This is a genomic window from Stenomitos frigidus ULC18 (assembly GCF_003003795.1).
In the GTDB taxonomy this organism is placed as follows: Bacteria; Cyanobacteriota; Cyanobacteriia; order Leptolyngbyales; family Leptolyngbyaceae; genus Stenomitos; species Stenomitos frigidus_A.
Map to the genome: position 1 here is coordinate 20,320 of NZ_PVWK01000111.1, position 22,541 is coordinate 42,860.

The window sequence follows — 22,541 nt, forward strand, 5'->3', positions numbered from 1 at the left end:
CCAGACCGGGAAGTTGGGTGATCGCTGCAATTATTTGACTGACCCATTCCTCTTGGTCAATGTTTTATCAGAAGCTGGCAGCTGTTCTTTGCACACTAAGAACGCTGCAAACGAACTGACCTGCTCAAACGGATGACGTGTTTACGTTGGTCTCGACAAAGCCAGCCTTCAGCATGTCTGCCCTACCGGTTAAACCGGCTGTTGCGGTATGAGCACTACTGCCCCGCTCCGGCTCTATGCCAAGCGCAGCAGAACTTTTCCGTAGGTAGCTATGGCCCTACGAGATTGTGTCAGGACGGATAGTAGACCGTGGCGAAGTTTCAAGGCGATCGCGGAGTCGCGCGATCGCCGAGTACATCTAAAAAGTGCGGTCTCTCTAAACTAAGGCCAAGGCTGGCAAGTTAGTTGAGACGCACTGACACACATGGATCGCCGTATAGGTCCCGTTAAAGCTTGGCTGATAGGTTTCAACGGCTTCCACCCGCCACTGACTGGGTACACGTCGCCCGCGTGTGGGGTCGTCAGCGTCTGCCTCCATTGAGTAAAGCCGTCCTGTGGGAGGCTTGCCGTCAATGTCTAAGCCGTCACTAATGACGTAGTTTTGACAGACTTGCACATCCAAGCTGATTGCTGGATACGAGTCGCGCATTTGCCTGGCTGACCATAGTGCCCGCTCTGGTATGACTGTGCCTTCGGGGGCGATGAAAGCCAGATAGGCCGCTTTGTCATCGTGGTGGTAGGTCTCAATATCTAGTACGATCCAGCGTCGTTCGCCGCCGATCACAACAGTAGCCCCGATCTGAGGAGGCTCTGAGAACCGGATCAGATCGGTTTCTCCGTCCTGATTCATGCCGCTCGAAACAGGCTCAAAAAAGACCAGTGACATGACTTTTACCTCCAATAACGATCAAAGCGTGCAACTTCCCTGGAGTCGCCCCCAAACACGCACCACCAATCGTAGAGCGTTCCGCGCGACCGATTCCGCTCAATTCTGACTAACCTAAGCTTAAAACCTCCTTGCCGAAAGCGTTTTTCCATATCTCTACAGCCGTCGTAGTTTTTCACCAGTCGTCCCGTTGTGGCTTGCTTGCCTGAGTCATCTGGTTGGCGATCGGTGCGAAGTTCTCTCGGCGCTTTGCGGGTTGGGACGCATTGCCCTGGCGTACACCAGAGCTTCGGACCATTTCGCCAAAGCACCCAAGCGCCTGCCGTTGCCAGGACGACAGCGCACGCTTCGGGTTGAGCGTAGCAGGCAGCCATTGCTGCCCTTGCAGCCATTGGATTAGCTTGCGCGGGCTGTGGCATCGTGCTGGGAGCGAAGAAGGCAGTGAGAGCGATCGCAACAATCCTGCTTTTTGTGAGCATTGGTTTGGTCATTGCCGTGCCCCTGGATAGGGTGACGCGACCCATTTAGGAGCCTCAACAGTCTCGATCTCCCCTGTCCATTTGCCAGCCGAGTCGTAGGGGATCTTGACCATCCCTCCTGCTGCTGTCCAGTAATAGTCTGCTTCTCGCGTGTAAGAGTCAGGGAACCCGATCACGGAATGCGGGACTGAAACTCACGCTAATGACCAAAGACTGATGCCCGGTGAAGGTCTGGAGAGCCTTGCCCGTCGCCACGTCCCACAGCTTGATGATCTTGTCCCCACTGCCGGAAGCGAGGGTCTTGCCATCGGGACTGAAACGCACGCTAGTGACAACATCCTGATGCCCGGTGAGGGTCTGGAGGGCCTTGCCCGTCGCCACGTCCCACAGCTTGATGGTGTTGTCCCCACTGCTGGAAGCGAGAGTCTTGCCATCGGGACTGAAACTCACGCTCCAGACAGCCTCCTGATGCCCGGTGAGCGTGTTGTGTTCACTGACAACATTCATAGCTTGCCACAGTGCTGCAATCACTTGGGTTTGCAGATTCGTCTTGGTCAAGCCGGTTCGATCCAATTGTTTGAGCTGCTGCCCTGCCTGCAAACTGACTAACAGAGATTCAAAGACTTGACCGGAAAGAAAAGCCCCCTCAGCAGCCGTACTAACTAAGCGCACATCGGCCAGGGCTAACTTTTGCTCTGACTGGCGCTCGTTTTCTTGAATCCGTTGCTGCGTCACGATAACGGCCCCGATCGCCGCCGCCACGATCGCACCCAAGCCCACAAACCCAGCGCGTACAATCCGCCGCGCTACCTGATCCGCCTTTTGCACCGCGAGGCTAGTCTGCAAATATTCCACCTGTAGCTCTGTAGGGCGTGGTGTCTTGCCTTGCTGAAACCACTGTTGCGCTTCGGTCAGGTCTTGCCCCCGCAACACGGCTCCAGTATCCCGCTGCTTGTTGTCCCAGTCGATCGCCCGTTGCAAAAGCCGGGTATGCAGTTTCACATAGTCGAGGTCGGTGTCGATCGTCTCCAGCAAACTTTGTAACGCCGACTCAAAGTCATCCGTCTCGCGGCAAAAGAGCCAGTTGATTTCTTGCAGGGCTGGATGCACGTCGGCGATCGCAAACCCCTCACGGAAGACGATCGGTACTAAGCGCTTTTTACACTGCACGGCATGGTCAATTTCGTCTCGACAGACTTTAGAGGCTACAGAATCAGGACTGAGCACAAAGGCAAACGTGTTGGTCCCCTCAATCCCCCGCTGAATCTCCTGCCACCATTTTTCGCCCTTGGCAATACTGGCCCAATCCACCCAAGTGTCTCGTTGCCGCACTTGGATCGCCTCACTCAGCCGCCGTACAAAGTCAATGTCCTTGCGGGAATAAGAGATGAAGACATCAGTAGTGCCCTTCGGTAAGGCTATCTTTGGTGCTGAGCCAGCCTTGGCAGCGTCCGTCATTACGGTGGCACAAAAGTAATTCGTACCCACAGAATATCAGGCTCATGCTCTGCCTTGACGGCTTCACAAGGAATTCATTGTGAATGCCAGGACGGGGACTTGAACCCCAGGCACGAGGATTTTTAGATTTTTCCTTTTTGAAGGTAAGATTCGCACTCCCTAAGAGAATCTGAAGACTGCGCCTTGGGCTTATGAATGCAGTCTCAAAAGACATGAAAACCTTTCTGAGAAGAAGTTCCAGCCTTGTCTGTCGTTGCTAGCATTCTCGAATTAGATGGCGAGTATTCAGGTTAGCTCCCTTCTTAAGGCATACCCTCTAGGGCTGTACTTACCCTAGGGCAATTCAAAATCTGCCCATTCAAAGCAGTTTTATCTCCGTGGATGAAGAAAAAGTTCTTGTTGATCGGTAGGAAATAAGGTCTGCGACACGACTAGAACCTCTCAGTAGCTTGTCCAGTAAAGTTGTTAGCTCTTGCTTCTATCTGCCACTCCAAGTGTAAAGCAGTAATATTGCTGATTTGAACATCGCGTAAAGCTGGAGGCAGCTTTTCTTTATTCGATGCCATGAGCAAAACGGATCGAATAATATGGAGGGCAAAGCTTTAGGTATAAGCCTTTCCAGTTACTGTGACTATTAATAAAATATGAACGGAACCTCTTTCTTCGATGAGCAAAAAGAGCAATCTGCAATAAAAGCTAGAATTGTTGAAAAGTATTTCTGGGTTTGGGCAAAAGTCATTATTCCAACTGTTAAGAAATCGGCTCCAGAGCCAAGAATTGCTTATATCGACCTTTTTGCTGGACCGGGGCGGTATAAAGATGGCTCAAAATCAACTCCAGTAAAAGTCTTGGAAACTGCTAGTTCAGAACCAGATATGCAAAATATGCTGGTATCTATATTTAACGATGCTGACCCAGAGAATGTTAACTCACTTCGGAACGCTATAGAGTCAATTCCAGGAATAGAGAATCTGAAATATTGTCCTCAAATACTTAATAATGAAGTCGGAAACAGTATAGTTGAAACATTTCAAGCGGCCAAATTAATCCCTACTCTGTTTTTTGTTGACCCTTGGGGCTATAAAGGATTATCTCTGCAACTTATCAATTCAGTTGTCAAAGATTGGGGATGTGATTGCATCTTCTTCTTCAATTACAATCGCATCAACATGGGTTTAAGCAATGATGCTGTTAAAGAACATATGAATGCTCTGTTTGGACAGTTACGGGCGGATCAAGTTGGTGAACAATTAAAAGGACTTAATCCGCAAGAGCGTGAATTGACAGTTGTAGAAGCAATTTGTGAGGCTTTGGAAGAAATGGGCGGTGAGTATGTTCTCCCATTTCGCTTCAAACATGAAAGTGGGAATCGCACTAGCCATCATCTAATCTTTGTGAGCAAACACGTCAAAGGCTACGAAATCATGAAGGAGATAATGGCTAAAGAGAGTTCTGAGCAGATGCAAGGTGTAGCATCTTTTGAGTACAATCCTGCAACTCTTCAACAACCGCTCCTTTTTGAGTTAACTCGTCCTCTTGATGAGCTGGAAACTATGCTGCTGGACACCTTCTCAGGAAGAAGCATGACTATGGAGGAAGTTTATAACCAGCATCATGTTAGGAAGCCTTACATTAAAAAAAATTACAAGGCTGCTCTCGGTAGTCTTGAAGCTCAAAGTAAGATTTCAGCAGATCCACCTGCTAACAAACGTCGAAAAATGAAGGGAGAAATTACGTTTGCAGATTCAGTAAAAGTAGTGTTTCCAGCTAAGCAGTAAGTTCCAGTTTACCTGAACGTCTTGCTGCTTTCAGTGGAATACTTCCCCATTTCTGAACGTGCTGATTCCAGGCATCAGGCATCTCATCCCAGATCTCACCATTGAGTAATTTACCTCCCGCTTTCGGCGTTCTTCCTCCAACTTGCTTGAAGAAAAACGCTACTTCTGCATTTTTACACTGATCACGGATATCCTCTGCCCAGTTGAGGTTCATTGAGCGATGTTTTTGTCCAGATTCCCCCCCTACAATAACCCAGTCAATTCCAGACAAATCAAGTCTTAGCGCTCCTAAAAGTGGCTCGCATGAAATGAAGCGTACTGAAACAGGAACCAGACGCAGACATTCAATACGATCGACGTAGTTTTGATTCTCAACAGACACACCTAACCAAACGTTTTCTGGAAAATCTAACTTATAAGATAAATCACGTAGACGCTCATGCCGCTTTGTCAAAATTTGATACACGTGCCAAGGTGTTGAGCGAATGATAGAGAAGACTTCCTTGATAAATTCGAGGGGCACTTCTTCATGGAAAAGGTCACTCATTGAGTTAACGAAAACCCGGCTTGGAGTGCGCCAACGCAGCGGCTCTCCCAATCTGTTTGGATGCAAAGTCAAGACAAACCCATTAGAAAAGTTTTTAGGAAAACGCTGTGTAAGAGTTTCAGCATAGCAGTGTAAACACCCTGGGCTAATTTTGTCGCAGCCCGTTGTAGGATTCCAGGTTTTGTCGGTCCACTCAATACCAGTGTGTATGCTAGACATATTTCAACTCCGCAAGCTACATCCTTGGCAGATATTACCTGCCTGGAATTTTATAGTCTATTTGTACTATACCATTTTGGTAAGCACATCTCTTACTGCACCCCATTTCTACGCTGGGCGAAAGCAAATAAGGTGCAATGTGTGCAAAACATTACAGTCTTTCAAGAAAGCAGAGGTTGTTTGCGAGACCATAAACTACGCTTATGAAATTTAAGCAACGATTGCTTCGCAAATCTCTGTACTTACTTAAATACAAACTTTAGCCTTGGACATAATTTGGCTTATATCGCTCATGGGCTATCGTCTGAAACCTCGATTCTCTCGTTTGGTCTAGCTCCTACGTGCAAGCTGAAACCCTTATTGTTACGTTGCACTTCTGCGGGTTGCCGCAGTTAAACATCTTTAGGGACCACTAGATTTAGGCTTCTGGGCTACTGAAGCTTGGCGCTATCCATACACCTTATGCCGCTAGCTCCCGCCCATACCGATTACTGCACGCGCCTATTTTTGTATACGGTGCGAACTGAAAAAATGAAGCTATTGAAAGCCTCATCGCTCATGGATATTGCTGTAACTTGTTGGAGCTACAACCGCTCCCACTCATCTCTGCTAATCCCAGCCTGACGCAGAATTTTGCTCAGCAAAGTGCGGTCAATATCGCGATCATGCGGGTTAGGGATAGTAAGCTTCAGTCCGCCCCTGGTCATATACTGATGCTTTCCACCGGGGTAGGGGCCATCAAACCCAGCTTGGCGCAGAGCGAAGACCATGTCCCGCCACTTGATCGGTCCAAAGGCTGGCATCAAGCAACCTCTTGTTGCGGTGCGTTCAAGTCAATGCCATCGATGACAGGTAGCGTATGCCCGAGACGTAACCCCAGCACCAACCAACCTTCAAGGGCATCCTGTACGTTTTCGCGGCAGTCTTCCAGAGTGTCACCTGTGCTCCACACACCAGGGCAATCAGGAATCTCGCCATAGAAAGCAGCATCTGAGTCCTGTAAGAACTCGTACGTTGCTTTGTGCATAGCAGCTTGGATGTAGTTAATCAGCATCAGTCTCGGATGTACGCGTACAGAAGAATTAGCTTCGAGTGTCTAAAACGTTCGTTTTGGTGGTCCGATCATAGGGCGAGGGTGGAGCGGCTAGACTAGCAGTTAAGCAGCAGCAATCCCGCTACTACCAATGAGTATATTACTCAATCCTGCTGGGGCTTCCTCTGCCGAGCGTTCTAGGGGCATTAATCGCCCTTACACTAGACGACTTCCCAATCGTAGCGCTTGTGCTAATAGCGCCTGGTGCTGGGCACACTGAAGCCTAGAGCTACCGATACACCTTATGCCGCCAGCTTCCGCTCAGACCGATTACTGCACGCGCCAATGGGTCGAGCAGTACATCGCTGATTCCCTCACCCATGCGATCGAGTGCCGTTTTAAGCCACTCTTAGAACGCCAATGCAATACCGCGATAGTCGATGCAGTCGCCGCATCCAAGCGCGAAACCCATCGCGCCATCTCCGGCTTTGCAGCACGCCTCTTTCACCAGCTACCGCAACTCATCGCCCGCACCTTGCAGAGTTCTAACCCAGACTTCCTTATTGACTCTGAAGCGCTGGCAGGACAACTACAAACCGCCTTTGAAGATGTGCTAGCAGTCCGTAAAAAGGTTGTTTAGCACCCCGCCCGATCGTTCCTGATGGACTGCCCACGCCTGAGCTGGGATGCCTAAAACTCACTACGCCACACTTGTGGAGGCATCCCCGTGGACTATCTGACGAAAGACGAAGCCAAAGAATTATTTTCTAGCCTGCTTACTGAAGGACTGGGGCAACTGGAAACCAACCTCTCTCGCCAGCTGCAGACGCAAGCCGAACAGCTGAGTCGCCGCGCTGAGTCAAGTTCTAGCCTTGATTGGCTCGATAGCCTGATTCAGGAAGCCGAAGGGCTGGAAGGTATAGAAGAGGACACAGAGACTCCTGACGCTGCTTACGATGAATCCGATCTAGGGGACATCGCCAACAATCCCGCGATCGCTCAGCTCAAGCAAAAGCTTTCAACGCTGGAGCGCGAGAACACCCAATTTAGAACTCAGTGGCAGCAAGAGCAGGCGCGCCGCGAGCAGGCAGAAGAAGACACGCGCGTAAACGGTATGAGAGCCACCGCGATCCAGGATCTCAGCCTGGGTAATCGCGTGGTGAATCCCGCGCAAATGCTCTCGCTCTTGCTCCAGGAAGGCAGAGTCATTGAGCAGGGCGATCAGTACGTCGTCAAAAAAACTGACAAACACGGTGATCTCTTCGTACCGCTCAAAGATGAGCTGGATGGTTTATTAACCACTGATTACAGCCACTTTGCCGCTCGCCGTGAGGGCACAGGCAGCGGTGCCTACCCTGGCAGTCCACCCCGCACCCCAGTGACATCCTTCAAGTATTTCGACCATGACGGCAAGCCCACCGTTGATCCAGGGCAAGCCATGCAGACCGATCGCGCGGGCTACCTGCAAGAATTGGCCGCCGTACAACCACGCTAAAGTCTGACTGCCTTGTTGGGCATGCTGAAAGAATCAGAATCGGATTGCCCACGCCAAAGCTGGGATGCTTCAAACTTGACTCCTGCGGAGCATCCCCATGCCAGTTACGTTCGGTCACGACGGGCTCATTATCCCGAAAAGTTTGACGGCTGACGCCCTTATGCAAATGAATCAAATGAGCTTTTTCGCCAAAGCTTCGAATGGTGGCTTTGGCGAAGGCGCGTTTGAGTACGGCGCAACGGTCCAGTTCCGCCGCGTACAGATTATGGAAGCGGAGGACTACGATCCTCGCAGTGGTGACGCGGCACGCACTGATGACCCTGGTTATGTGCTGGGTGATATTGTGCTCAATCACCTGCTCACTACAGGCGTCCAGCGCTACAGCTCAGACTATCGAGGGGACAAATACATCGAAGATGTTTCACCTCAGCTGGCGTTTGCACTGACCAAAAAATTTGACAACGCGCTCTACAGCCAATTCCGCACCCCCACTCATGCCAGCACCGGCGCGGTGCAATACGGCGTTGGCATGCCCTTGCGGATCGTGGCGAACGACACCAACGGCACGCTCACTCACTTCACCCAGGACTTGCTGATTAATGCAGCTGCCTCCCTGGAAGAAGAAGACGTACCGCCGGGTGAACTGTATGCAGCACTGGCGACTCGTGCCAAATCTGCCTACATTGGCGAACAAACGCCAGTGGATGCCGGTTACGTGTATGGGCAACTCGGCGTCTCTGAACTGGTCCAACGCAACCTACCCAACGGGCAGCTCGTGCCCCGTCAGGGCTTTATGGTGGGTGGCACCAATGTCATCGGGCGCAATGGTTCTCAGGCCGCCGTGACAGACCTGGATACCGCTTCGAGCAACCAGGCATCGCTCGCGATCGCCTCGGTGGCCGTCAACACCCAATTTACGAAGGCGGATGCCTACGTCATCGACGGTGGCAGCGCGACGCTACTGGGCGCGATCGACCTCACTCTCACAGCAACGGCGCTCCAGGACATTGCTGTGGGTCAAATTGCGCGCCTGGGCGCTGACAATGGCACCACAAAGGCCTACGGCATCGTGCTGCGTGTGTCTGGACTGGTGGTGACGCTCGTGCCCTACGCGCCAGACGGGATCCAGCTCAGCACAGCTGATATCAGCACCACGAGCGACAAATTCTCCATTCCCAAAATCAACTCGGTCAACGTTGGCTATAAGTCTAACGCCCTGGTCTTCGACACCCGCCAAATGGAAGCGCCGCCCGATCAAAGTGGTGGACGCATGGCAGGCGCTCAAGATGAAAATTCTGGTCTGCTCCTGCAGTACTGGGAAGGCAGCTACGATGTGAATCGCTTCAAGTCCTACACCCTAGCCACGCTGATGTTTGGCTCAAAGTTCACAGACTACCGCTGCGGCTGCTTCATGCTCTCGGCCTGAGCGGATTACTCCTGACTTCTGACCACTCTCGCAGCGGCTGTCCGCGAAGGAATCCAATGATCACGCTTTACGCCCCTGTCACCTACGAACCGCGTTTAGTCCCCGATATGGAGGTCAAAGGCTTCCTGCAGCGAGGCTATCGTCGGCAAGACCCCAATAAACCCACCGCCAGTGCTGCACTGCCTTCAATCGCCAGCCCCAATGATGAGGATAGCAAGCGAGTGAATGTCAATACCGCCTCACTGAAAGACCTGGCCGCCCTGCCCGGTAGCTCGATGATGTTGGCCAATCTCATCAAGTCCAGTCGCCCCTATAAGGTCGTAGAGGATCTGCTTGAGGCCACAAACGAGATTGATTGGCTAGCGATCGAGTCCAAACTCATGTTCTAGCGCTCTCTAGTCTGCCGCCTCATGCCCCTCCTCGATCACGAAAAGCATCTCTTATACGAGCTGTTCGGTATCCCTTATGAGCCGATCGCGGTGGAAACGGGTGAGTATGGGATGCCCATCACACAGGCAATTCTCGACCCGATTCAAGCACCCGCCACCCGTCTAAAAGCGGCAATCAGCTCCATTGACGCGGACGAGACGAAAGTTGTGCGAGTGCGTGAGATTCTCGCCGCTTACAGCGATCTGAGTCTGGACCCCTCTCCCATTGAGCGCAACGGTTACTCGTTACGCCCTGGCAAAAATATTCGCCTCTATCGACGGCTGTTGTTCACGTATACCGGCCTGATCAGCGACATCAACACTCACGGCAATCGGCTCCCACTCGGCTAACGGCTATGGCAACTCTGAGCTCTACACAATGGACTACGTTTGAGCTACCCATTACCGTCAGGCAGCCCAGCGAACTATCGGGTGTCCCTGGTACGCCAGTCGATTTGACAGGCAGTACCGCTGAGGGCTGCCTGTTCAAGGGCTTTACGGCGACTGAACGCTACCTGCTGACCTTCGAGTTTGCCAGCGATCGCACCACTGGCACGGTAACAGCAAGCCTAGAACCCGAACAAACTGGCGCAATCCCCTACGGCGATTATCTTTGCCAGATCAAAATCACCGGTAGCCTGGGCCGCGTGCAACTGCTGCTCAACGAAACCATCACCATTGCACCAGGGAGACCGCCCCATGCTTGAGGTCACGGTTCAGCCGCACCAGGTTGAGGTGCTTTTGCAACCGGAAACGGCGCAAGTCACAACGCAGCCACAGCAGTTTGCCACCGCTATCACGACTCAGTCCAGCGCGGCGATCGTGCCACCGCAGGCGCTACAGGTCACGCCACAACTGCAAACCGCTGCTGTCATTGAAACCGCGAAGCAGGGACCAGCGGGACCACCGGGACCAGGCGGCGCTAGCAGTCCTGGCGAGCAAGCTTTTACGGGACAAACGCTCGTCACCGTGGACCACAACCGAGGCTATCACCCGCTCGTCACGCTCTCAAATCTTACAGGAAGCGAAATTGAGGGCGCGATCGAGCATCCGTCGCTCAATCGCTTCACCGTCTTGTTTAACGTACCTCAGTCCGGTCTGGTGACTTATTTTTAGGAGTTCTGGCAATGGCCCAGCGTCATGCTTACGTCGATCTCAATCTGAACAAGCAAGCCTTAATCGCGGCGAAGGTCTATCCGCTTTCGACCGCTAACCGTACTGCTTTAAGCCTGGGATCAAGCGATGCGGGCTTGCTAGCCTGGGATACGGATCTCAATGAGCTGTATGCCTGGAATGGTACAGCCTGGGTGCGAGCGGTCACCACGATTACGGGCGCGATGACCTTTCGAGGTGGTATTGCAGCAAGCGCCAATCCCCCTTCAACGCCTGCCAATGGCGATACCTACGTGTTTACGAGCGCTGGCACGCTTAACGGGACTTGGTCGCCCGTAGATACCGTGGCGATCGGGGATCAGGCCATCTGGGATAGCGCCGCTTCGGTCTGGCGTTACATTCAGGGCAATGTCGTCAGTGCCTCGACTTCCGTTGAGGGCACAATCCAGCTTGCTACCCAAACCGAGGTGAGCACGGGCACCAACGCCCAAAAAGCTGTTACGCCAAGCACCTTAGCGGGGTATGTGCCTGATAACGCACTTACAGCGCGTCTGACACGCCGGTTTGCGACCAATATCACCAGTCTTGTGGTCGGCACGCCTCAAACCGTGACGCATAACTTGAACCTGGCTAATCAAAATGATGTCGTGGTTGAGTGCTGGCAGGGTGGGCTCAAGGTTGAACTGGCTGTTTCGTCTAGCTCCGCCAATGCGGTCATTGTGGAGTCAAATGTGGCGCTCTCCAACGTTCGCGTCATCTGCGAGGGCTGATGGCAAAACGCAATGCCTACGTTGATCTGGACTTGAACGGTAGCCAGTTAACAGCGGGTCTGGTGCGATCGCCTTCGGTTTCGCATGTGGTTGTGCGCCAGTGTGTCCTGAATGGCAGCTATGACAGCAATGGACAACCAAATGCGCTCGGCGCTGGATCGGGCTTGTCGGTAGTGCTAGCCGCCAGCAGCAGCACCCCTTTCACGTTGGCGTTCGCTGCAGGGTATGACGCATATGGGTGTCTGGATTATGTGGGTCAGTTCACGAGCAGCCAGACGATCTCAGGGCTGACAGCGAACGCTACACAACTCTTTATCTATGTCGATCGCAACCCATCAACCGGTGCGCTCACGTTCGGCTTCACCACTCAAGGTTACATCTATCAGTTTAAGCAAACGATCGCCTCGCCAGCAGCTACGTTTCACTGGTTTGACCTGACGACGTTCACCATGAAGACCTATACAGGCTCAGCGTTCGTGCCGGTGCAACGCGTCATCATTGGGGAAGTTGCAACCAACGCTACCAGTGTCACGAACGTGATCACCTATGCCTATCGCGGGCATTTTGCCAGCAACTGGATCGCAGTGGCCGCAAACACCGTCTACACGGTCAACCATAACTTAGGCGTGCAGCTCGCTTCTGCGTCGGGAAACCTTCAGTTCTGGACCTCAGCTACAGGGAGCGAGGGTGATGCGGTCCTTGCGACGCCCTCGGTTTACTTCAACGCCAAATACTATGGTTATCAAACGAATAACGCTGTGTCTGCTGCCTGGAAACTTTTGCAGTTTGCGACGAAAGACTTTGTCCTTCTCGATACCTCAAACAACTGGCAAACGACTGGCTATTATCAAGTTCGCATGACTAGAGGATGGTAGATAATGCCGCTTTATCTCGCTGGGAATGGCACCGTGTACGGCGGCGAGCGGCGATCGCCAACTTCGTACCGACGGCACCTTTGACCCTAAGTTGCCCAATCGACCCTCCCCGAATTACGAATGGAATGGCTCTGCCTGGTCGCTGCCTGCAAAAGCGGCGAATTGGCAAGGACTGACAGAAACTTTTAGTTTCCCTGGTAATGGGCTTTACACATCAGTTTACAACAGTGTGAAGGCTGCCAATACCAGCGATGTGCTTGATCATTGGGGCAACTTTAAGCTCATGCTGGCGACTCCGAGTTTGCAAACTATACCAGCACTAGCTGCTGGCCTATCCTATTTGGTCTATTTACTTGCTCAAGCAGGGCAGACGATCCCTGCCGAAGCCAAACAGGAATGGAATTCTCTGGTCATCAACACAAACTTTCCAGATAGCTGCAAGCTCAGCTAACCCACATTTTGGGTACGGCTATGACCATGCCCAAAAAAATATTTTCAAACCCCTACTGAAAGCGCTATTCAAGCGTAGACTTCAACCTTGACATCGTGGGGGTCTCCCGTTCGAGTCGGGATGTGTCCATCGGCTGAAACTCGCTTAAATAGCGGATTTCGCCATTTTAAAGAACTCTCAGCTAGAACTGCTATTCTCAACAAGGTATCTCAACCTGACACAACCTGACACGGTTTAACACGCTGATTGAGATAGGATTGCGATACTGAAATCTACCTAGAGCCGCCTTCAGAGGGTTGGATTGGATATGGGTGTATCGCTAGCTTTGCCGCCAATTGTATCTCCATTGAAGAAGCGGCAGAAGTCGCCGAAAGGGACAGTTTCGGTGCAGGTATTTAAGGGGAGGCTTAGATTGTGCTGGAGTTTTCAGCGTCAGCGGTACTTTCTCTACCTGGAACTGCCGGAGGGTAAGACGAACTGGATTGTGGCAGAGGGCAGGGCGAAGCAGATTGAAGGCGATATGGCGACGGGAAACTTCGATCGCACACTAGCGAAGTAAAAGCCGCAGCAGCGGGTCAGTAGTGCCTTAAAAGCCGTTGACTTGTTTGAGAAGTTTATGTAGCACAAGGCGAAACGGATCTACAAGCGAACGTTGGAGAAGTACAGAGCGCTGCAATCGAGCGAGGTTTGTGTCGTTAACACCTCGACTGCAATCAATGTTGTCAGCTCGAAAAGTCAAACAGGTCGCAGTCTTCTAGTCGGCGGGCGGCTCTTTGCACGGTGCGAGGGTCTACGGACAGCAGAGCAGCAATTTCGACAGGTAGGGGAATGTCTACCCAGCGATCGCCATAGGGGCCACGTTTCCAGAGGTAAAGCCAGCGGTCATATTGAGTCCCTGTAAGCTTTAGGGTTCGGGCATACCGAATCAGATCCTTGAGAATCTGCACAAACTGGAGAGGCTTTTGTATCCCTGATGCTTCAGTTTTATATCCTTCAGAGTGCGGAGCGGAATTTGTCATGATGCCGATAAGTACAAGTAGATGCCCCGCTGCTGGCTGTAGATGGGGCATTTTTCCTATGCAGGCTTTTGTATCCAGCTATAGGATCTAGAGGATAAACAAAAAACTTGCTGTGACTGCATTTCAGAGCTGTCCCACGCTGTCATAGGACAGCACTACAGGACATACGGCACAGCACAGGACGCAGGCCAGGACAATGGAAACTCAACTCGATTCGTTCCCAGTCGCTCAACTGACCGATCGCTACAATGTGGCGCGATCAAATATCTATAATCGCTTGCAAGGGCTTAGCATCCAACCAGAGAAGCAGGGTAGTAAGTCGGTGATCAATGCTGACACATTGCCTTTATGGATGCCCTGGATCAGCATCTTAAAGCTGGCGGTACGATCGCAGACTTTGCTCAGACGCCGGAGAGTTCGTCCTACGGTCAACAGGACAACAGGACAATGACCCATAGAGCTTCAATCGCAACGGCTCCTGACTTCAGTGGCATGGTGGAAGCGATCGCAGATCAGGTGGCTGAACGTCTGCGTCAATCCGCCCCGCCCCAGCTTCCCGCCCTTACTCCAGTCATTGAGCCAATCGAGAAGTACAGACATTTGCATGAAATCTGTGAAGCTGGCTATCGCCTGAGCACGAGTGATTCAGCCCCACTCTTGGGGTTAAAAACACTGCCGGGGAACGCGTTCGATCGCCATCAGGTTTGACAGAAAAATGACCTTCAGTAAGCTATGGCCAAGCTTAGAGCCGCCTTCAATATCGGTTGCCCAGTTGCCTGGGTCCATATAGCCCACTGAAACTAATAGCCCTGGCTCTACAACGGCAAGGAGCTTCCGCCAGGGACTTCCCGTTGGTGGTACGGTGACAATACCCTGCACTTCTGATGGACAGAAGGGGGCGGTTGGTCGGTCAGGCAGTCTCCACTGCATTAGGGTGCGATCGTTCCCTCTGTTTGGCAAACTGGTGCTTTCTGTTTTGACCATACAGTGACTGCCGTGTTGTGAACAAGGGTGATGGGAATGCAGTGGGCAGTGTTCTAAGTTAGCTGATCGCTGAAAGCTGACCGCTAATGGTTTCCATGTCACGCAAGTACGGCTGGGCGGCTGGTTGGCTGGGGTGGTTCGATCGTTTCTGCAACTAAGCGCGTGTGGTAAAGGTTCGCAACTTGCGGCTCTTCGCTAGCAAGGGCAATCTCCATCTCGTCAAAGATCGCGACGGTGACTGGGTCAGTCAGCCTGTTGCGCAATTTGTAGATGTCAATCACTCCCGTTTGAAGATCGCCCAACGCACGACGCAAAATGTTCGCATCGCCCCAGCTGAACTGTAACCATGTTTTCAGATGGGCGTAAGCACCACTGGCAGCAGCCTGAAACGATTGCTTCTCACCGAGAACGGCTAAGCGGTTTTCGAGCAGAGTGAGGTGACGTTGCCGAGTTGTGCGGATCGCGAAAAAAACGCGACTCATTTCTTCATCGGCAGCATTCTCGGCGTAGTGCTCAAAGGCTTCAAGCCCATACCGCTCAACCGCGATCGCCGTATTCAAACCTTGCACAATCTCGCTTCTGGTAGAACCGCCCCACTCTTCGCCCAGTTTCCACCAGCTAGCATCCCCATCCGTTTCGTTAGGCAGAGTTGTGTCGGGTACCGATAGCCCCAACCGTTTCAAAATCGCTGTGGTGAAAATTGGCAAATCACCTGGACGACGCGCGGTGATCAGGTTGCCATCGACAATCAACGGCTCGTCAAAAACCGTAGCGCCCGCATTCTCAAGGTCTCTCCGAATGGCTTTGAAGCCCGTCACCCGTTTGCCCCGCACCAAATCGCCTTCAATCAGCAGCTGCGGCCCATGACAGATGGCGGCGACCCATTTCCCCTGCGCGATCGCATCCTTGACAAACCGAACCGTATTGCGATTCGTACGCATGACATCGGGTGCCATACCACCGGGAATAATAACCGCATCAAACTCCTTGGCAAGCACTTCTGTCGTCGTAGCATCCGCTTTTATAGCAATGTTGCCCTGCTTACCCCTATACTCTTCATTCATGCGAGAGCCCAACACGACTACGTTTGCACCCGCTTTTTGCAAAGCATTGTAAGGGATTTGAAATTCACTGTCTTCGACATTTTGTTCAATTAAAAGAGCCACTCGTTTTGCGATCGCTTGACCATTCAGCATGATGTTCTGGAAGTTATGGTGTTGGGCAAGAGGCAGTATCAACAGAACACACGAAAAGCCAGAAGGAAGCATTACGAAAAATTAACCATTACGTACGCAATAACACGGTTGTTTTTTCGCTTTCAGGTATGTAAGCACGACTGATGGTTTATCAAATCAAACTTAATGCTTAGAGGAAATAGGGGCATCACCCCTCAGAGAGGCGATACAGCGTTCCAGCCACACTCAGAGCGATCGCGCACAACTGTATCGCAACTGACAATAACAGCCGTTTTTTAGCCAGCAGACCACTGGTGTTTGCTAAAAAGGGTACAAGACGATACCTGCCATTACGAAAGCGCACGATCGTTCACCCTTAAGCAAAGGGCATTAAATAACACCGACTTTTGTCTGTTGAGTCTCGCGGCCTCAACCCAACCGACCCAGTGATTTAATCTACGATCTTAAAGGCGGTTTCTGAGCAGGCTCCAGTGAGAGCCAGTGTCTACGGTGAGACGGTTGTGGCAGTGGACGTTGTGCCAGCAATTCCCTGTGTAAACTGGTCCACCGTTAAGGTTTGGATCAAACTCAACGGTAAGGGTGATTCACTAATAGCGTTGCCATAGGAGGCACTCAAATAGCTGCGATAGGTGGGCTTGTTGGCAATATAAGTTTGGAAAAACGCCACTGCCAGGGCATTGATATAGCGTCGAGCGATCGCAGGATTAGGACCCACCACCTCTTGAGGCAGCGGGATGGCATCTGCAGCATTGCTAGAATCCAAGGTCGAAAAGTGAGTGCCGCCCTGTATCATGACCAGGTAGCGATTCTCGGTAGTGAGCCAGGTGAAGGGCTGAATTTGCTCGGTCACGGCAGGTGCGATTGTGTCACCATTACCAGTGACAATCATCGTTGGCACCTTGATCTCGCTGAGGCCGGGTTGCCCCAGTACGGCACTCGTGATGGGATTAATGGCAATAATTGCTTTCACGCGAGGATCTTGCAAGGTGGGTTGGGGCTGTGTTAGATCGATCGCCCGGCACTGCAACAGCAGCGAGAGGTTCAGCGTATTTTCGAGATTTTGGCAGCTTGCCTGTAACTGCTGCAGATTAATGGGTGCACCTGCCACGGCAAGGGCTGTATAGCCACCAAACGATTGCCCTAACACTCCAACCTGCTGTAAATCTAGCCGTCCGCGTAGATCGGGTGTGGCTTTCACCAGATTCTCGACCTGGTTGAGAACAAAAGTGACATCCAGTGGTCGATTCACAAACTCAGCTGGTTCAGAGACCTCGCTGGCAGTACCGTTGATCAGCGCCTGCAAGCGTGCGGCATTGCTACCCGGATGCTCTGGCACCAAGACAGCAAAGCCATAAGACGCGAGATGAATCGCTAGATAAGCAAAGGTGGAGCGATCGGAGCCGAGTCCATGAGAAATCACAATGACAGGCGCAGGCGCTGACGATGCCTGCAGATTCGGTAAGTACAGATCAACGGGGATTAATCGGCCAGTCACTGCTGCACCTAAGAGCGGTGGTGGCACGGTACTCCCAAGGGGAGACGTTGCCGTACTGGGAAGGACTCGATTATTTTCGGCGCTACGACTCGGATCAACTAGCGGGAGCGTCTGCTTTTTCCAGGTATACGGTCCTCGCTGGCGTAAATCGCCAAGCTGATTCACTGCCACGGTTTCCGCTGCCCGCTCTTGCTGCGCTGCCTGAATGACAACATTGGTTGCCCGTTTGGTTTGATTGACCAGTTGCTCTAGGGAGGCAGCAATCTGCAAGCTTCGCGCCACATCAATCCGCAAACCCCTGGTGGGGAAACGGCGCAGAATGTTAAGCAGCGTCAAACCATCAGGGTCAGCCGCTGCCAGGATCAGCGCTGCGCGAATGGCTTTGAAGCCAGAATCTCGTGACTCTGGCTGGATGACTTGCCCCAGTCGTTTAAGCAAGACTTCGCCCTGGGGAGTGTAGAGAAACTGCGAAACCGCAATGAGGTCGACATCTGCCCGCGCTACAAGCACACTCTTAAGCTGCTTGAGTTGTTTGGCATCACCATATTGTGCGTAAACGGCAAGGTCGTCATCAATCGTGCCGTCCCTGGCATAGGCTTCTAGAGAGGAAACCGAGATCGATCGCTCTAAGATGCCATAAGAAACATAAACCTTCTCTGCCGCTCGAACAGGAGTGGGGATTGTGACCCACCAGCCGAATGTACCGAGAAACAGTCCTGCCCAAGCAAAGTGATGATGCAGCGCGGGTTTTGTGGGGTTCATCGTTAGTTTTGGATCATTTTTCGCACTTCTTGACGCAGCTGAGGATCTTTTTGGACAGCGGCGAAAATCTGGTTGAACCGTTCCATGGGTAGCCCTTGAGCTTGAACGGCCTTATCCATCTTATCTTGAGCGTCCTTCTGAATTTGAGTGAGTTGACTCACTGCCTGCTTATAACTTTCTTCCTCTTTCGGCGTGATTTGAGTGGCAGGCTTTGCTTGAGGATTTTTCTTCGATTGGTAGATTTCGTTGAAACGGGTTTCGGTCAGGCCTTGCTTTTGCACCGCTTGCACCATTTGGCTTTCTGTATCATTGACGATCGACAAGAGTTGCTTGGTGGCAACCGCAAACTTTTTCAGCTCATCCGGGCTCACGTTGCTTTGAGGCGCGGCTGGGCTAGCTGGCGCAGTGCTGTCTGCTGGTGTAGGTTTGGTCGCTGGTGTAGGTTTGGTCGCTGGTGCAGGTTTGGTTGCTGGAGCGGGTTTGGTTGCTGGAGCGGGTTTTTCTGTGGGTGCTGTATTAGAGTTCTGAGCTCGAACGGGCAAACTACTGACTGCCAAAACAACCAGAAGTGAGCAGCTTGCCAAAAATAATTTCATCATGGTGAATTCCTGAAAGAAGTGACTGGGTTGATGACGTCCTACTTCACAAGTAGGTTCATGCGCAATCAGATTAAACGGCATCCGACCTCGATTCGGTGGGGACACCTAGTCTAAGTCTAATCAAACTCGAAATTTCTGCAATTTTAGCGATCGCGCTGACTAATCCGTCTGCACTGTAATACAGTATTTGAGCGCAACAATCCTCGACCAACGGTTGGCTCCTGTCAACAAATTTTTCTACCTTTTTGAGGATGGTTTCAGCCATTGAGGCCAACTTGCAGTAAATTAAACAATGCTCTTGTACCAAACTTTGAAGCGACATTGCTGCATCGAAGTTGGGTCATGCTTCCGTACTCTCGTGATTAAATAATCTGCTTTTTTATTTGTGTCAACTTATTAGGACTTACGCATTTGCCCCCAAACCCCCAATTCTGGGGGCTTTAATCAGCTCAGTTCCCCCAATCTTGGGGGTTAGGGGGCGAACTTCGACAGCTTTTGCGTAAGTCCTGCTTATTTTTTGTCAGGTCAAGACTGTTTTTTGTCAGGTTAAGACTGAGCCCAGAGGTTCGTTTTTGTTCGTCGATCGGACAGCCTCTGAACGGCCACCAACACGCTGATTGTTTCTACTGTTTTTTTGCTTTAAGTTCTTTTTTGCTTTAAGTGCTCTGTGGTAAACCAACGCTCCCGTCCTTCCGTTACAACTCCATCGGGTAAGTGCCTCGACCAGCGCTGGCAAATTGCGCCCGCTCAGGAGGAACAGGCCGTAGCGATCGCCCAGGCAGCGAACCTGTCGCCACTCCTGGCGCAAGTGTTGCTCAATCGGGGTGTCTCGACGCCTGAGCAGGCACAAATTTTTCTGCACCCAGAGTCTGAGGCGTTAACCTCACCGTTAGAGGACTTTGACGATTTACCGCTCAGCTTAGAACTCTTGATCAATGCGATTAATCAGCGCCAAAAAATTGCCATCTGTGGGGATTACGACGCCGATGGCATGACCAGTACAGCGTTATTGTTACGAGCCTTGCGGACGTTGGGCGCACAGGTCGATTACGCCATTCCCAGCCGGATGAGCGAAGGCTATGGTATCAACCAGCGGATTATTGAAGAGTTTTACGACGAAGGGGTCGGGCTCATTTTGACCGTCGATAATGGCATTGCGGCCCATCAGCCGATCGCCCGTGCTCGTGAGTTAGGTCTGGCGGTCATCATTACTGATCACCACGACATTCCACCCACCTTGCCGGATGCCAATGCGATTCTCAACCCGAAACTGATTCCGGAGACATCGCCGTATCGGGGCGTAGCAGGCGTGGGTGTGGCGTATATTCTGGCGATCGCCCTGGCGCAAAGCCTGGGCAAAACGCACGAACTCGGCAATTCGCTGCTGGAACTGTTTACCCTGGGTACGATCGCCGATCTGGCACCGCTGACAGGTGTGAATCGTCGCTGGGTCAGGCAAGGGCTCCAGCTTTTGCCTCAATCGAAGCTAGCTGGCGTGCAGGCGCTGATTCAGGTCACTGGGCTTAGTGGTGCCAAGCAGATGAAACCAGAGGCGATCGGCTTTCGGTTGGGTCCTCGCATTAACGCTGTTGGTCGGCTAGCTGATCCACAAATCGTGATTGAGCTGCTCACCACAGACGATGATGGCGTCGCCTTAGAACGGGCGATGCAGTGTGAACAAATCAATAAACAGCGCCAGCAGCTCTGTGAACAGATTGAGCAGGAAGCGATCGCGATTGTTGAAGCTGCCATCCAGCAGTCGGGGCACCTGGAGGCTCCCTTTGCGGCGCCGACGGACGGTCGTGTGCTGGTCGTCGTACAGCCAGACTGGCATCATGGCGTCATCGGCATTGTGGCATCACGTCTGGTCGAACGGTATGGTGTCCCGGTCTTCATTGGCACCTACGAAGACAAGGAGCGGACGCACATTCGGGGCTCAGCACGGAGTATTCCCGAATTCAATGTGTTTGACGCCCTGCAATTTTGCAAAGACCTGCTGGGTAAATTTGGCGGGCATCGTGCTGCAGGCGGTTTTTCGTTAGACGCGGCAAATCTAGAACCTTTGCGATCGCGCCTGCAAACTTTTGCGCACCAGTGTCTCCAACCAGAACATCTGAAGCCTTTAGTCGTGATCGACGCGCAAGCGGGACTCGATCAGCTCAACCTCAGCCTCTACGCCCAAATTGACGCGCTGCATCCCTGCGGGATCGAAAATCCCGATCCTGTGTTCTGGTCAGCCAACGTTCGCATCAGTGAACAAAAACGCATTGGCAAAGGCCATATCAAGCTAGTGGTCAGCCAGGACGGAGAACTGCCTGGAACGATTCATAAGTTTACTGCGATCGCGTGGCGTTGGGGTGACTACTATCCGTTACCCAGCCATCTAGATCTTGCCTATCGCTTACGCACCAATGATTGGAATGGTGAGATTTCTCTAGAACTAGAATTGATCGGTGTCCGCAAGCCTGCTGCGATCGCTGCTGACATTGCGTTTTGGCATGACGATCGCGCGTATAACGTTGATGTTTTTCAGCACAAAGCAGGCAAGCAACTCCGAATCCGCAACGCTCAGGGCAACGAGCTTACCATCCAGCAAGGGCAAAAAATGGGTGCGCTGAGCAAACAACTGAGCGAACCAACGCCGGTGAATGTTTGCCAACCGCATTATTACAATTTAATCAAAGCGGCCTTGCGCGCACTGGAAGAGGCTTAAACTCTGTTGGTTTTACCCGTGTCGGGGCGCAAGCCTTGCGTCCCGACGTGCGAACAGACACAAGCGATTATTCACGCAGCCGGAAACTGCTCAATCCGAGCGATCGCCCGCAGCACCAATTTGCTTTCTTGCGCTTCCAATGACTTCAACTGTATTGACATCTCCCCAAGCTTAAAATTGCGTAAATCGAGCAATTCCTTTGCCTGGTTCAGTAATGCGTCTGTCAATGCAGGTGAAAGTTCTTTTCCTTCAACGTACTCCAGGTCTTCCAGCGTGATCGATTGACCATCAGGACTCACCTGTGGCACGGCTGTAAAGGCAACCCGCTTTGTTTCGCCGACTTGCTCCAAGATCACGTCTGTGCTCAGCAACACTTTATGGTCGCCTGGTAGCCTGAACGCCATTTGCTGAGTGTCCACTGTTACCGCTTCGCCATTGACGTGTACCTTTAAATTCTGCATCTTGTCGCGGATGAACTTAGAATTGAACGCGCGATTAATGTCGGTTTCAGTGAGTACAACCTGCGTTTCTGCATCCGCAGGCTGAGTCAGTTCAATCTTGCCAAACGCTGCACTGAGGGGGTTGATTGCAATGCTGCTAGTCTGAAGCTGCATTGTTTCGACGCGGAGGTCTTGCTTCATGACCATTCCTTTGCCCTGTACGGCGACCTGCGGTGTACACACAAGTGATCGAATCTAGCTAAACCGCTACCGAAGCGCCCCCTAGCCCCCAAATTTGGCAGGGCTGATCTACTGGAAAAAGGAAAGTAGACCGGGGATATCATGTGCCATGCGCCGTAAGCCCTGCGTGATGGA

General features: G+C 52.0%; 29 protein-coding genes. 15 read left to right on the forward strand and 14 right to left on the reverse strand.

Annotation, left to right across the window (positions count from 1 at the left end; all coding sequences use genetic code 11):
• Nucleotides 1–376 precede the first annotated feature (376 nt).
• From C7B82_RS20535 to C7B82_RS20545, 4 genes are read right to left on the reverse strand one after another with little or no spacing between them, the layout of a single operon-like run.
• A complete protein-coding gene (locus C7B82_RS20535) occupies nt 377–886 on the reverse strand; it encodes a hypothetical protein (protein WP_106258172.1) in 510 nt (169 codons plus the stop codon).
• A 5-nt stretch (nt 887–891) separates the two neighbouring features.
• Nucleotides 892–1,377 carry a hypothetical protein gene (locus C7B82_RS20540; RefSeq protein ID WP_146141217.1) on the reverse strand — a complete coding sequence of 162 codons (486 nt, stop codon included), beginning with the start codon at nt 1,375–1,377 and terminating at the stop codon, nt 892–894.
• Nucleotides 1,374–1,541: a hypothetical protein gene (locus C7B82_RS33285; protein ID WP_219904614.1), complete on the reverse strand. Its 168-nt coding sequence runs from the start codon at nt 1,539–1,541 to the stop codon at nt 1,374–1,376. Before C7B82_RS33285 ends, C7B82_RS20540 begins: the two co-directional genes overlap by 4 nt.
• Entirely contained in the window at nt 1,525–2,853 is a 1,329-nt protein-coding gene (locus C7B82_RS20545; RefSeq protein ID WP_106258176.1) for a toll/interleukin-1 receptor domain-containing protein, read from the reverse strand. Before C7B82_RS20545 ends, C7B82_RS33285 begins: the two co-directional genes overlap by 17 nt.
• A 614-nt stretch (nt 2,854–3,467) precedes the next feature.
• Between C7B82_RS20545 and C7B82_RS20550 the strand changes: the two genes are divergently transcribed.
• Complete coding sequence (locus C7B82_RS20550; protein ID WP_106258177.1) at nt 3,468–4,601, forward strand: three-Cys-motif partner protein TcmP; 1,134 nt, start codon at nt 3,468–3,470, stop codon at nt 4,599–4,601.
• On the opposite strand, the gene C7B82_RS20555 is transcribed toward C7B82_RS20550, so the two are convergent.
• The 3 genes from C7B82_RS20555 to C7B82_RS20565 all read right to left on the reverse strand — a co-directional run bounded on the left by C7B82_RS20555 (nt 4,591) and on the right by C7B82_RS20565 (nt 6,421).
• Nucleotides 4,591–5,367: a DUF5131 family protein gene (locus C7B82_RS20555; RefSeq protein ID WP_106258179.1), complete on the reverse strand. Its 777-nt coding sequence runs from the start codon at nt 5,365–5,367 to the stop codon at nt 4,591–4,593. The genes C7B82_RS20550 and C7B82_RS20555 overlap by 11 nt on opposite strands.
• 584 nt (nt 5,368–5,951) lie before the next feature.
• On the reverse strand, nt 5,952–6,170 hold the full coding sequence (locus C7B82_RS20560) for a type II toxin-antitoxin system HicA family toxin (RefSeq protein ID WP_106258180.1): 219 nt from the start codon (nt 6,168–6,170) through the stop codon (nt 5,952–5,954).
• Nucleotides 6,170–6,421: a type II toxin-antitoxin system HicB family antitoxin gene (locus tag C7B82_RS20565; RefSeq protein WP_106258182.1), complete on the reverse strand. Its 252-nt coding sequence runs from the start codon at nt 6,419–6,421 to the stop codon at nt 6,170–6,172. The genes C7B82_RS20560 and C7B82_RS20565 overlap by 1 nt, the downstream gene beginning before the upstream one ends.
• Nucleotides 6,422–6,704: 283 nt before the next feature.
• Between C7B82_RS20565 and C7B82_RS20570 the strand changes: the two genes are divergently transcribed.
• The 11 genes from C7B82_RS20570 to C7B82_RS33290 all read left to right on the forward strand — a co-directional run bounded on the left by C7B82_RS20570 (nt 6,705) and on the right by C7B82_RS33290 (nt 13,517).
• On the forward strand, nt 6,705–7,040 hold the full coding sequence (locus tag C7B82_RS20570; protein WP_106258183.1) for a hypothetical protein: 336 nt from the start codon (nt 6,705–6,707) through the stop codon (nt 7,038–7,040).
• An 87-nt stretch (nt 7,041–7,127) separates the two neighbouring features.
• Nucleotides 7,128–7,895 (forward strand): hypothetical protein, encoded by a 768-nt coding sequence (locus C7B82_RS20575; RefSeq protein ID WP_106258185.1) that lies wholly within the window; start codon nt 7,128–7,130, stop codon nt 7,893–7,895.
• Between the two features lie 97 nt (nt 7,896–7,992).
• Entirely contained in the window at nt 7,993–9,321 is a 1,329-nt protein-coding gene (locus C7B82_RS20580; RefSeq protein WP_106258186.1) for a hypothetical protein, read from the forward strand.
• Nucleotides 9,322–9,377: 56 nt separating this feature from the next.
• Nucleotides 9,378–9,710, forward strand: coding sequence for a ComEA family DNA-binding protein (locus tag C7B82_RS20585; protein WP_219904616.1), 333 nt, complete (start codon nt 9,378–9,380; stop codon nt 9,708–9,710).
• A gap of 21 nt (nt 9,711–9,731) precedes the next feature.
• A complete protein-coding gene (locus C7B82_RS20590; RefSeq protein WP_106258188.1) occupies nt 9,732–10,100 on the forward strand; it encodes a hypothetical protein in 369 nt (122 codons plus the stop codon).
• Between the two features lie 5 nt (nt 10,101–10,105).
• Complete coding sequence (locus C7B82_RS20595; RefSeq protein ID WP_106258189.1) at nt 10,106–10,456, forward strand: hypothetical protein; 351 nt, start codon at nt 10,106–10,108, stop codon at nt 10,454–10,456.
• Nucleotides 10,449–10,865, forward strand: a complete 417-nt coding sequence (locus C7B82_RS20600) for a hypothetical protein (RefSeq protein WP_106258191.1) — start codon at nt 10,449–10,451, stop codon at nt 10,863–10,865. The genes C7B82_RS20595 and C7B82_RS20600 overlap by 8 nt, the downstream gene beginning before the upstream one ends.
• Nucleotides 10,866–10,876: 11 nt before the next feature.
• Nucleotides 10,877–11,632 (forward strand): hypothetical protein, encoded by a 756-nt coding sequence (locus C7B82_RS20605; RefSeq protein WP_106258193.1) that lies wholly within the window; start codon nt 10,877–10,879, stop codon nt 11,630–11,632.
• Nucleotides 11,632–12,507, forward strand: a complete 876-nt coding sequence (locus C7B82_RS20610) for a hypothetical protein (RefSeq protein ID WP_106258195.1) — start codon at nt 11,632–11,634, stop codon at nt 12,505–12,507. The genes C7B82_RS20605 and C7B82_RS20610 overlap by 1 nt, the downstream gene beginning before the upstream one ends.
• A gap of 25 nt (nt 12,508–12,532) precedes the next feature.
• Nucleotides 12,533–12,958 (forward strand): hypothetical protein, encoded by a 426-nt coding sequence (locus tag C7B82_RS20615; RefSeq protein WP_106258197.1) that lies wholly within the window; start codon nt 12,533–12,535, stop codon nt 12,956–12,958.
• A 307-nt stretch (nt 12,959–13,265) separates the two neighbouring features.
• Nucleotides 13,266–13,517 carry an Arm DNA-binding domain-containing protein gene (locus C7B82_RS33290; protein ID WP_106258199.1) on the forward strand — a complete coding sequence of 84 codons (252 nt, stop codon included), beginning with the start codon at nt 13,266–13,268 and terminating at the stop codon, nt 13,515–13,517.
• A 163-nt stretch (nt 13,518–13,680) separates the two neighbouring features.
• Here the strand turns inward: C7B82_RS33290 and C7B82_RS20625 are convergent, their stop codons facing one another.
• Entirely contained in the window at nt 13,681–13,977 is a 297-nt protein-coding gene (locus tag C7B82_RS20625) for a hypothetical protein (RefSeq protein ID WP_146141218.1), read from the reverse strand.
• Between the two features lie 196 nt (nt 13,978–14,173).
• Between C7B82_RS20625 and C7B82_RS20630 the strand changes: the two genes are divergently transcribed.
• Both C7B82_RS20630 and C7B82_RS20635 read left to right on the forward strand, forming a co-directional pair.
• Entirely contained in the window at nt 14,174–14,428 is a 255-nt protein-coding gene (locus tag C7B82_RS20630) for a hypothetical protein (protein ID WP_106258202.1), read from the forward strand.
• Nucleotides 14,425–14,685, forward strand: coding sequence for a hypothetical protein (locus tag C7B82_RS20635; protein ID WP_106258203.1), 261 nt, complete (start codon nt 14,425–14,427; stop codon nt 14,683–14,685). The genes C7B82_RS20630 and C7B82_RS20635 overlap by 4 nt, the downstream gene beginning before the upstream one ends.
• Here C7B82_RS20635 and C7B82_RS33900 read toward each other — a convergent pair.
• From C7B82_RS33900 to C7B82_RS20650, 5 genes are all read right to left on the reverse strand, one after another.
• Nucleotides 14,641–14,961, reverse strand: coding sequence for a hypothetical protein (locus C7B82_RS33900; protein ID WP_146141219.1), 321 nt, complete (start codon nt 14,959–14,961; stop codon nt 14,641–14,643). The two genes, C7B82_RS20635 and C7B82_RS33900, sit on opposite strands and share 45 nt — an antisense overlap.
• A 98-nt stretch (nt 14,962–15,059) precedes the next feature.
• Nucleotides 15,060–16,157 (reverse strand): DJ-1/PfpI/YhbO family deglycase/protease, encoded by a 1,098-nt coding sequence (locus tag C7B82_RS20640; RefSeq protein ID WP_106258205.1) that lies wholly within the window; start codon nt 16,155–16,157, stop codon nt 15,060–15,062.
• 187 nt (nt 16,158–16,344) lie between these two features.
• Nucleotides 16,345–16,500: a hypothetical protein gene (locus C7B82_RS32555; RefSeq protein WP_181357587.1), complete on the reverse strand. Its 156-nt coding sequence runs from the start codon at nt 16,498–16,500 to the stop codon at nt 16,345–16,347.
• Between the two features lie 141 nt (nt 16,501–16,641).
• Nucleotides 16,642–18,414 (reverse strand): alpha/beta hydrolase, encoded by a 1,773-nt coding sequence (locus C7B82_RS20645; protein ID WP_106258207.1) that lies wholly within the window; start codon nt 18,412–18,414, stop codon nt 16,642–16,644.
• 2 nt (nt 18,415–18,416) lie between these two features.
• Entirely contained in the window at nt 18,417–19,013 is a 597-nt protein-coding gene (locus C7B82_RS20650) for a DUF4168 domain-containing protein (protein WP_146141220.1), read from the reverse strand.
• A gap of 667 nt (nt 19,014–19,680) precedes the next feature.
• Here C7B82_RS20650 and recJ point away from each other — a divergent pair.
• On the forward strand, nt 19,681–21,726 hold the full coding sequence (gene recJ, locus C7B82_RS20660) for a single-stranded-DNA-specific exonuclease RecJ (RefSeq protein WP_106258213.1): 2,046 nt from the start codon (nt 19,681–19,683) through the stop codon (nt 21,724–21,726).
• Between the two features lie 71 nt (nt 21,727–21,797).
• Here recJ and C7B82_RS20665 read toward each other — a convergent pair whose 3' ends face one another.
• Nucleotides 21,798–22,409 carry an LmeA family phospholipid-binding protein gene (locus C7B82_RS20665; protein ID WP_281259023.1) on the reverse strand — a complete coding sequence of 204 codons (612 nt, stop codon included), beginning with the start codon at nt 22,407–22,409 and terminating at the stop codon, nt 21,798–21,800.
• Between the last annotated feature and the right edge of the window lie 132 nt (nt 22,410–22,541).

Coding starts and splice junctions, on each gene's coding strand:
- C7B82_RS20535 (WP_106258172.1), bottom strand. CDS start 886: ATGTCACTGGTCTTTTTTGAGCCTGTTTCGAGCGGCATGAATCAGGAC.
- C7B82_RS20540 (WP_146141217.1), bottom strand. CDS start 1,377: ATGACCAAACCAATGCTCACAAAAAGCAGGATTGTTGCGATCGCTCTC.
- C7B82_RS20550 (WP_106258177.1), top strand. CDS start 3,468: ATGAACGGAACCTCTTTCTTCGATGAGCAAAAAGAGCAATCTGCAATA.
- C7B82_RS20555 (WP_106258179.1), bottom strand. CDS start 5,367: ATGTCTAGCATACACACTGGTATTGAGTGGACCGACAAAACCTGGAAT.
- C7B82_RS20560 (WP_106258180.1), bottom strand. CDS start 6,170: ATGCCAGCCTTTGGACCGATCAAGTGGCGGGACATGGTCTTCGCTCTG.
- C7B82_RS20565 (WP_106258182.1), bottom strand. CDS start 6,421: ATGCTGATTAACTACATCCAAGCTGCTATGCACAAAGCAACGTACGAG.
- C7B82_RS20570 (WP_106258183.1), top strand. CDS start 6,705: ATGCCGCCAGCTTCCGCTCAGACCGATTACTGCACGCGCCAATGGGTC.
- C7B82_RS20580 (WP_106258186.1), top strand. CDS start 7,993: ATGCCAGTTACGTTCGGTCACGACGGGCTCATTATCCCGAAAAGTTTG.
- C7B82_RS20585 (WP_219904616.1), top strand. CDS start 9,378: ATGATCACGCTTTACGCCCCTGTCACCTACGAACCGCGTTTAGTCCCC.
- C7B82_RS20590 (WP_106258188.1), top strand. CDS start 9,732: ATGCCCCTCCTCGATCACGAAAAGCATCTCTTATACGAGCTGTTCGGT.
- C7B82_RS20595 (WP_106258189.1), top strand. CDS start 10,106: ATGGCAACTCTGAGCTCTACACAATGGACTACGTTTGAGCTACCCATT.
- C7B82_RS20600 (WP_106258191.1), top strand. CDS start 10,449: ATGCTTGAGGTCACGGTTCAGCCGCACCAGGTTGAGGTGCTTTTGCAA.
- C7B82_RS20605 (WP_106258193.1), top strand. CDS start 10,877: ATGGCCCAGCGTCATGCTTACGTCGATCTCAATCTGAACAAGCAAGCC.
- C7B82_RS20610 (WP_106258195.1), top strand. CDS start 11,632: ATGGCAAAACGCAATGCCTACGTTGATCTGGACTTGAACGGTAGCCAG.
- C7B82_RS20615 (WP_106258197.1), top strand. CDS start 12,533: ATGGCACCGTGTACGGCGGCGAGCGGCGATCGCCAACTTCGTACCGAC.
- C7B82_RS33290 (WP_106258199.1), top strand. CDS start 13,266: ATGGGTGTATCGCTAGCTTTGCCGCCAATTGTATCTCCATTGAAGAAG.
- C7B82_RS20625 (WP_146141218.1), bottom strand. CDS start 13,977: ATGACAAATTCCGCTCCGCACTCTGAAGGATATAAAACTGAAGCATCA.
- C7B82_RS20630 (WP_106258202.1), top strand. CDS start 14,174: ATGGAAACTCAACTCGATTCGTTCCCAGTCGCTCAACTGACCGATCGC.
- C7B82_RS20635 (WP_106258203.1), top strand. CDS start 14,425: ATGACCCATAGAGCTTCAATCGCAACGGCTCCTGACTTCAGTGGCATG.
- C7B82_RS33900 (WP_146141219.1), bottom strand. CDS start 14,961: ATGGTCAAAACAGAAAGCACCAGTTTGCCAAACAGAGGGAACGATCGC.
- C7B82_RS20640 (WP_106258205.1), bottom strand. CDS start 16,157: ATGCTGAATGGTCAAGCGATCGCAAAACGAGTGGCTCTTTTAATTGAA.
- C7B82_RS20645 (WP_106258207.1), bottom strand. CDS start 18,414: ATGAACCCCACAAAACCCGCGCTGCATCATCACTTTGCTTGGGCAGGA.
- C7B82_RS20650 (WP_146141220.1), bottom strand. CDS start 19,013: ATGATGAAATTATTTTTGGCAAGCTGCTCACTTCTGGTTGTTTTGGCA.